This is a genomic window from uncultured Granulicatella sp. (assembly GCF_963528315.1).
GTDB lineage: Bacteria > Bacillota > Bacilli > Lactobacillales > Aerococcaceae > Granulicatella.
In genome coordinates this window covers 92,174-100,538 of sequence record NZ_CAURVV010000002.1, presented here as the reverse complement: position 1 = coordinate 100,538, position 8,365 = coordinate 92,174, and the positions used below count along the sequence as shown (strand labels likewise).

The window sequence follows — 8,365 nt, the reverse complement described above, 5'->3', positions numbered from 1 at the left end:
TTAATCCTAGTAATTTTCGTATACAATAGTCCATGAGAGAAATCCTCCTTTGATTTGTTTTGGTCGACTTAATCATAACCTGGATTTCTCTTTTTTGCATGTAAAAAATCCTGTCGGTGATTTCTCACCAACAGGATTTGTCGAACAACCTTTTTTTATCGAAATAGGTGTAGAATTTCCCTATGTTTGTGATAAAATGATGAAAATGTAATCAAATATGAGTAGTGGATGTGAAGTTATGAATCAATACGGTTATTTACTAAAAACTTTAAGAAAAGAAAAAGGAGTTTCTCAATCAGAATTATCAGAAGGAATTTTATCCAAAAATCATTTATCAAAAATTGAACGTGGTGAAAATGATATCTCTTTTCAAACTTTATTAAAACTATTAGATAGATTAAATATTTCCCTTTTTGAATTTGAATTACTCTTAGATAAGACTCAGAATAACCAATTTACTTTTTTAAAAGACTTATCTATTGCAGTAGTAAATAATGATTTGTACTTATTAAATGAATTATTAACTCGGGAAATTGAATTAAAAAGTAAATCAAATAATATTCGACATAAACATAATGTCATTCTATTGAAGGCTTATATTGATAAATTTTCTAACACTCCATTTAATCATCATGATATTCAAGAAATTATACAGTATATTCTAACTGTTGACGAATGCGGACGATATGAAATAAGTTTATTTGGTAATTTTGTAGGATTTATGTCACCAGATATGAGACATAAATTAGTGAAAATGATTCATCGAAAGAGTCAATTATTTTATTCAGATAAAAATTATACAGAGATTTTTTCTCGAATTTTATTGAATGTTTGCTATGCAGATTTGATGGATAAAAATTTTAATTCTGCAATAGAAGTAATAGACATTATTGAAAAGCATTTAAATCATACAGAATTATATTATGAAATAAATCAATGTAAATTTTTCAAAGGACTCTATTTAATTGGTACACAAAATAAAGACGAAGGTGAAAAATCATGCAAGAAGGCTATCGAATTTTTCTATTTCATGAATGATATTTCAAAAGCTATTGAACATCAGAAAGTGTTGAAAAAGTTTACGGAAGAGAATGTTTAAGTTCTATATCCATAAATTTGATTACATTATAATCTTTTTTCGGAATTACTGATAATATTTAATTGTAAATATAATCTTTATGAGAAAGAAGAGTTATTTTATGAAAATAATTAAAGAATATGCATCATTATTGTTACATTCTAAAAGGTTCTTACTTATAACAGCTACAAATATTATTATCATTTTCTTGGCGTATTTTACTGAATACTTTAAAAATCGAATTCCTAGTCAAATTTATTTACAAATTTTTTATACAGGTTTTGAGCTGTATAGATTAAACAAGGAGAAAAGGAAACAAAATAATAAAAAATAGTTTCTTAAAATAAAAGAAATTCGCTTCTGTTTCCATTTCTACTATCCTATGTTACACTAGCAAAAAATGAATAAGAGGTGATAGAGTTGAAAATTGCAGTAATGGGAGGAACTCCTGTTGATTCAAGATTAGGAAAGGAATTATTAGAAAAGCGTGGATTTGTAGATGTTTTGCCAGTGCCTATTTCGAATAATCCGATTGAACAAACAACTTTTCAATCTTCATCTAGTGAATATCGAATGGCTTTTATGAGAGAAAAGGTTGAAGAACTACGAGCGGAATATGATGCTATTTTTGTTTATTGTAATTCTCTTAGCTCAGTAGTAGATTTTGATCAATTATCTCAGGAGTATGAGATGCCTATGATTACGCCAATGCAAATGTATCGTCAATTAGCAATGGATTATCAACAAGTAGCTGTAATGGCAGCAAACTCTCATGGTTTAATGGGAGTGGAGAATAATTTATATAAAGCTAATCCTAGGTTACAAGTCATCGGAATTACGTTGCTTGAATTAGTCAAATCGATTGAAGCCAATCTCTCACCAAAAGAAATTGCGACTAAGTTTGACTTTAGTAGTTTATTTTCATTTTTCAATGGAAGCAATGTAGAAGCAGTTATTTTAGGATGTACTCATTTTCCATACATCAAAGAAGAATTAGAAAGTTTGACCAAACTCCCAATTATTGACGTAGGAGAATATATGGTCAGAACATTAAAAGAGAAGTTAAAGTAAAAATTACAAATATGTTTTAAAATAATAAGACTTATATGTAGTAGCAAACTATAGGGAAAAATTAAGACCTTAGGCTTAATTTTTAGCAATGAGACAGCGTTAGCTGGCTGCTTGCGACCTTGTTACTACATAACATAGTCTATATATTTTTAGATAATTTAAGGCTATGTAAAGGAGAAATCCCGATACATAGCCTTTTTTATTATATAAAAAATATTTTAAAAATCAGACTAAAGTCCGAGTGTTTTATTATTGACTTACTTTGACCAATATGATAAATTATACATGTGGTTAGCACTCGTCTTAGTCAAGTGCTAAAGAGAGGTGACCAAAATGTTAACCGATAGACAATTGCTAATCTTACAATCGATTATTCAACTATATACGGAAACATTAGAACCAGTTGGATCAAAAAAGTTGATGCAGCAAACGGGTTTAGCAGTTAGCTCTGCAACCATTCGAAATGAAATGATGAAACTAGAAGAGATGGGATATCTTGAAAAGAACCATTCCTCTTCAGGACGAGTTCCATCGAATCAAGGGTATCGCTATTATTTAGATAATATTTTACCCGTTCAGAACAGTCCAGTTTCATTAAGTATTCGAAATCAAATTCGTGAAACTTTCCAACAATCGACCATGGAAATTCAAGATGTATTTAAAGTTTCGGCAGATATTTTGTCGACACTGACGAATTACACAACAATTTCTATTGGACCCGAAGTAAGGAGTGCTACATTATCCGGATTTCGACTCGTTCGACTAGGGCTAAACCAAGTGATGGCAATTTTAGTTATGAGCAATGGTTTAGTTGAAAATAAAGTTTACTCGATTCCAAGTGCGATTGATGATTCTGACTTAGATAAAGTTGTTCGAATCATTAATGAGGAATTGATTGGCTTGCCACTAGAAACAGTTCTCCAACGTTTGAAGTCTGATTTACCAGCTTTAATGAATCGATATATGAATTCTCAAATTCAAATTGTTAAAGTGATTCAAGATATGATGAACCAATTTGAACAAGATAGACTCCATGTTGCAGGAAGAAGATATTTATTAAACTACTTCGACTCACATGCCAATGTCCATCATTTAAAAGAAATTTATCGATTAATGGATGACCAATCGAAGATGCACGAATTAGTGATGCCTTCTAACCGAGATATCCAAATTCGTTTAGGGTCTGAGATGGATGATCCATTATTAGGAGAATTTAGTATTATTACAGCAAGCTATGAAACTCCAAAACACGATAAAGGAATCATTGCTTTATTAGGACCTAAAAATATGCCGTATTCGAATGTCCTATCGATTGTCAAAGGATTACAAGAAGAGCTCACAACAACAATGGAGCAATATTATAAAAATTTATAAAAGGAGATGGAAGCTTGGAAACAAATGAAGAAAAAGACGTTCAACAAACTCAAGAAGTAGAAGAAGAGAAATCTCCTAAAACTGAAGAGTTTGAAGAAACTGTCGAAGAAACCGAAGAAGTTGAACCTTCTGTTGAAGAAAAATTACAACAAGAAGTTTCTCAATTAAATGACCAAGTATATCGCTTATCTGCAGAAATTGCGAATATTCAAAAGAGAAATGCAAAAGAAAGACAAGATGCAGCGAAGTATCGTAGTCAATCTCTAGCACAAAACTTATTGAATGTCATTGATAATCTAGAAAGAGCGATTGCCTCACCTAGTGAATCAGAAGAAGCGAAAAATCTTAAAAAAGGGATTGAAATGGTATATGAAGGTTTCTTATATGCCCTAAAAGAAGAAGGTATTGAAGAAATTGAAGCATTAAATCAACCATTTGACCCTAATAAACATCACGCTGTTCAAGCGATTCCAGCTGAAGAAGGACAAGAAAGTGATGTTGTTGTTCAAGTATTTCAAAAAGGCTATATGTTGAAAGACCGTGTCTTAAGACCAGCGATGGTTATCGTCTCTCAATAAGCCAATTAAAAAATTTAAAATTAAAATTATAGGAGTGTATGAATTATGAGTAAAATTATTGGTATTGACTTAGGAACTACAAACTCAGCAGTTGCTGTATTAGAAGGAAATGAATCTAAAATTATTCCAAATCCAGAAGGAAACCGTACAACACCATCAGTTGTAGCGTTCAAAAATGGTGAAATTCAAGTAGGGGAAGTTGCAAAACGTCAAGCTGTAACAAACTTAAATACAATTTCATCTATTAAACGTCATATGGGTGACGCATCATATAAAGTTGAAATCGAAGGTAAACAATATACACCACAAGAAATTTCAGCAATGATCTTACAATACTTAAAAGGCTATGCTGAAGAATATTTAGGAGAAAAAGTTGAAAAAGCAGTTATTACTGTACCAGCTTACTTCAACGATGCTCAACGTCAAGCAACTAAAGATGCAGGACGTATCGCAGGTTTAGAAGTAGAACGTATCGTGAATGAACCAACTGCAGCAGCTTTAGCATACGGTTTAGATAAAGTAGACCACGAAGAAAAAATCTTAGTATTCGACTTAGGTGGTGGTACATTCGACGTATCGATCTTAGAATTAGGAGACGGCGTATTCGATGTATTATCAACATCAGGAGACAACCACTTAGGTGGGGATGACTTCGATAACAAAATTATTGAATTCTTAGTTGCTGAATTTAAACGTGACAACGGAATTGATTTATCACAAGATAAAATGGCAATGCAACGTTTGAAAGATGCTGCTGAAAAAGCTAAAAAAGATTTATCAGGTGTAACTTCAACACAAATCAGCTTACCATTCATCACTGCAGGTGAAGCTGGACCTTTACACTTAGAAGTAACATTAACACGTGCTAAATTTGATCAATTAACATTAGATTTAGTAGAACGTACAAAAGAACCAGTTCGTCGTGCATTAAGCGATGCAGGATTATCAGCAAGCGAAATCGACCAAGTAATCTTAGTTGGTGGATCAACTCGTATTCCAGCAGTTGTAGAAGCTGTTCGTAAAGAAACTGGTAAAGAACCAAACAAATCAGTAAACCCTGACGAAGTAGTAGCGATGGGTGCTGCAATCCAAGGTGGAGTTATCTCAGGTGATGTGAAAGATATCGTATTATTAGACGTTACTCCATTATCATTAGGGATTGAAACAATGGGTGGTGTATTTACTAAATTAATTGATCGTAATACAACAATTCCAACAAGTAAATCACAAGTATTCTCAACAGCTGCAGATAATCAACCAGCAGTAGATGTTCACGTATTACAAGGGGAACGTCCAATGGCAGCAGACAACAAAACTTTAGGTCGCTTCCAATTAACAGATATCCCACCTGCACCTCGTAATGTGCCACAAATCGAAGTAACATTCGATATCGATAAAAACGGTATTGTAAATGTTCGTGCAAAAGACTTAGGTACTGGTAAAGAACAAACAATTACAATTAAATCTTCATCAGGTTTAACAGACGAAGAAATCGAACGTATGGTAAAAGATGCTGAAGCGAATGCTAAAGCAGATAAAAAACGTAAAGAAGAAGTAGATTTACGTAATGAAGTAGATCAATTAATCTTCACTGTAGATAAAACATTGAATGAAATAGAAGGTAAAGTAGACGCTGAAGAAGTTAAGAAAGCTGAAATAGCTCGTGATGAATTAAAAGCAGCTGTAGAAGCAAATGACTTAGAAGCAATGAAAGCTAAACGTGACGCTTTAAATGAAGTTGTTCAAAACTTATCTGTAAAATTATATGAACAAGCAGCAGCAGCTAGCCAAGCAGCTCAAGGAGCAGCAGGAGCTGAACAAGCAAGCTCTCAACCACAAGATGGCGTAGTAGATGCTGACTTCGAAGAAGTAAAAGACTAATATAGAGCAAGTAAGAGTGGGAGAACTTCTTCCACTCGCTCTTTTGTAAAATGATATGATAAGGAGGGATAATGGTGGCAAAACGTGATTTATATGAAGTACTCGGAGTCTCCAAAGATGCCTCCGATGCAGATATTAAACGAGCTTATCGTAAATTATCCAAACAATACCATCCAGATATTAATAATGAAGCTGGAGCGGAAGAAAAATTTAAAGAAATAGCAGAAGCTTATGAAATTTTAAGCGACAGTCAAAAACGTGCTGCGTATGATCAGTATGGTCATGCCTCATACGATCCAAACTCAGGATTTTCTGGTGGCGGTTTTGGTGGCTTTGAAGGATTTGGTGGATTCGGAGGACAAGGATTCTCTGGAAGTTATACAGGTGGATTTGAAGATATTTTCGATTCTTTCTTTGGTGGCGGCGGAGCTCGTCGTGGAAATCGTGCCAATATGCCACGCCAAGGGGCAGATTTACAATATGTCATGGACTTAACATTTGAAGAAGCAATTTTTGGTAAAGAAGAAGTGATTCATTACCATCGTAATGCAGAATGTGAAACTTGCCATGGTTCTGGGGCAAAACCTGGTACAGACCCTGTAACATGTTCTAAATGTCATGGTGCAGGTGTAATCAATGTTGAAAGAGCTACTCCATTTGGTAGAATGATGTCTCAAACAACATGTGATGTCTGTGGTGGTACTGGTCAAGAAATCAAAGAAAAATGTGAAACTTGTCATGGTCACAAACATGTGGAAGAAACACATAAAGTGAAAGTGAAAGTACCGGCTGGTGTTGAAAATGGAAACCAAATGCCATTACGTGGACAAGGGGAAGCTGGAGTAAATGGCGGCCCTTATGGTGACTTATATGTGATTTTCCGTGTTGGTAAGAGCGATACATTTGAACGTGAAGGGGCAGATATTTTCTATGAACTTCCAATCAACTTTGCTCAAGCTGCATTAGGAGATGAAGTGGATGTTCCAACGGTTCACGGTAAAGTAAAATTAAAAGTTCCTGCGGGAACACAATCTGGTACTGTTCTTCGTTTAAGAGGAAAAGGTGCGCCTAGACTTCGTGGTGGCGGAATGGGTGATCAACATGTAACGGTACGTGTTGTAACGCCTAAGCATTTAACGGATAAACAACGTGAGGCGATGCAGATTTTCGCTAAAGAAGCGGGTACTCATGTTGAGAGTGAAGGCAATTTCTTCGATAAAATGAAGGATGCGTTTAAGGACAGTTTTAAATAATACAAATAGAGTTTCGAATGACTTCCTAACATAGTAGTATTAGGACGGCAGCAGCCTCGTAGAACGAGTCTCATGCCTAAACTTTGAGCCTAAGGTCTCAAAGTTTCCTGTAAGATAAGCCAGACAGGCTTATCTTACTCATACTACTATAGGAAGTCTTCTTTGTTTACGTGACCTGATGAGAGTGCTTATATGATGTGAATGACTTCCTGTTATAGTAGTATTTGGACGGCAACAGCATTGTGGAACGAGTCTTATGTTTGAGTATACTACTATAGGGAGTCTTTTTTTGGTAGTTAGGCTGATTTTTTCACAATGTTATTGTATTTCCCTAAAAAATCCATATAATTGTAATTAGAAGGAGGGTAGCGTTTTCAAGTTTTATTTTAAGAATTACGAAAGATGATTAGGGGGAGTTAACAATGAAATGGTGTAAAAATTTAAAATTTATTTTATTAGCATTCCTTATCTGTTCTGTTGCTCTGTTATCAAGTTGTTCTAAAGAAATAAAATATGCTATAAATCCTTATACGAACCTAACAGTTGACTCTGAAAATGATGAGAGCGATGAATTATTATTTGAACGAGAAGGCGAAATTGATTCAACCTATTTAGAAAGAGCTAAGCAAGTATTTTTAGTAGACTATCCAAAAGAAGAAAAGGAACAATTAGTGGATAAGGTGATAACAATTCGTGAACCATATACTCTTTTTAACAATAATGAGACCACTTCTTATCACTTTACGGTTTATGTAGATGATGAACCGTATGCTTATATTGGTTTAAGAAAAGTTGATGAAGATAAGTTTGCTACATCATTTATGCAAGCGAAATATTTACCTGAGAGATTTCCGATGAAACATGGATGTTATCGTTTTACAGCAGTTAAAAATGGAATGCATATTGAATCTGTGAAGTATGATTCTACAAAAGAATATGGGAATTTGAATCATGTAGTTTATACTTTTGATCCAACAGAATTGTAAGATATTTTTCGAATGACTTCCTGTCATAGTAGTATTTGGACGGCAGTTGCCTCGCAAATGCGAGTCTCATGCTTAGCCTACTACTATAGGGAGTCTTTTTTTGAATAAAAATTTTTTTTCATCGATTTTCTGAAATTATTCTGA

The 8,365-nt window shown here is 33.9% G+C and carries 7 protein-coding genes; all 7 read left to right on the top strand.

Going from position 1 to position 8,365, the window contains the following annotated elements:
• The first annotated feature begins 217 nt into the window (after nucleotides 1-217).
• A complete protein-coding gene (locus RYK07_RS01255) occupies nucleotides 218-1,099 on the top strand; it encodes a helix-turn-helix domain-containing protein (RefSeq protein ID WP_314852012.1) in 882 nt (293 codons plus the stop codon).
• Between the two features lie 390 nt (nucleotides 1,100-1,489).
• Nucleotides 1,490-2,149 (top strand): aspartate/glutamate racemase family protein, encoded by a 660-nt coding sequence (locus tag RYK07_RS01250; RefSeq protein WP_314852011.1) that lies wholly within the window; start codon nucleotides 1,490-1,492, stop codon nucleotides 2,147-2,149.
• Nucleotides 2,150-2,482: 333 nt separating this feature from the next.
• Entirely contained in the window at nucleotides 2,483-3,523 is a 1,041-nt protein-coding gene (gene hrcA, locus RYK07_RS01245) for a heat-inducible transcriptional repressor HrcA (protein ID WP_314450417.1), read from the top strand.
• A 14-nt stretch (nucleotides 3,524-3,537) separates the two neighbouring features.
• Nucleotides 3,538-4,101, top strand: coding sequence for a nucleotide exchange factor GrpE (gene grpE / locus RYK07_RS01240; protein ID WP_314852010.1), 564 nt, complete (start codon nucleotides 3,538-3,540; stop codon nucleotides 4,099-4,101).
• A 45-nt stretch (nucleotides 4,102-4,146) separates the two neighbouring features.
• The gene (dnaK, locus tag RYK07_RS01235; RefSeq protein ID WP_314852009.1) at nucleotides 4,147-5,982 is read left to right on the top strand and encodes a molecular chaperone DnaK; all 1,836 of its coding nucleotides are present in this window, start codon (nucleotides 4,147-4,149) and stop codon (nucleotides 5,980-5,982) included.
• 71 nt (nucleotides 5,983-6,053) lie between these two features.
• On the top strand, nucleotides 6,054-7,235 hold the full coding sequence (gene dnaJ / locus RYK07_RS01230) for a molecular chaperone DnaJ (RefSeq protein WP_314852008.1): 1,182 nt from the start codon (nucleotides 6,054-6,056) through the stop codon (nucleotides 7,233-7,235).
• A gap of 422 nt (nucleotides 7,236-7,657) precedes the next feature.
• A complete protein-coding gene (locus RYK07_RS01225; protein WP_314852007.1) occupies nucleotides 7,658-8,221 on the top strand; it encodes a hypothetical protein in 564 nt (187 codons plus the stop codon).
• Nucleotides 8,222-8,365 lie beyond the last annotated feature (144 nt).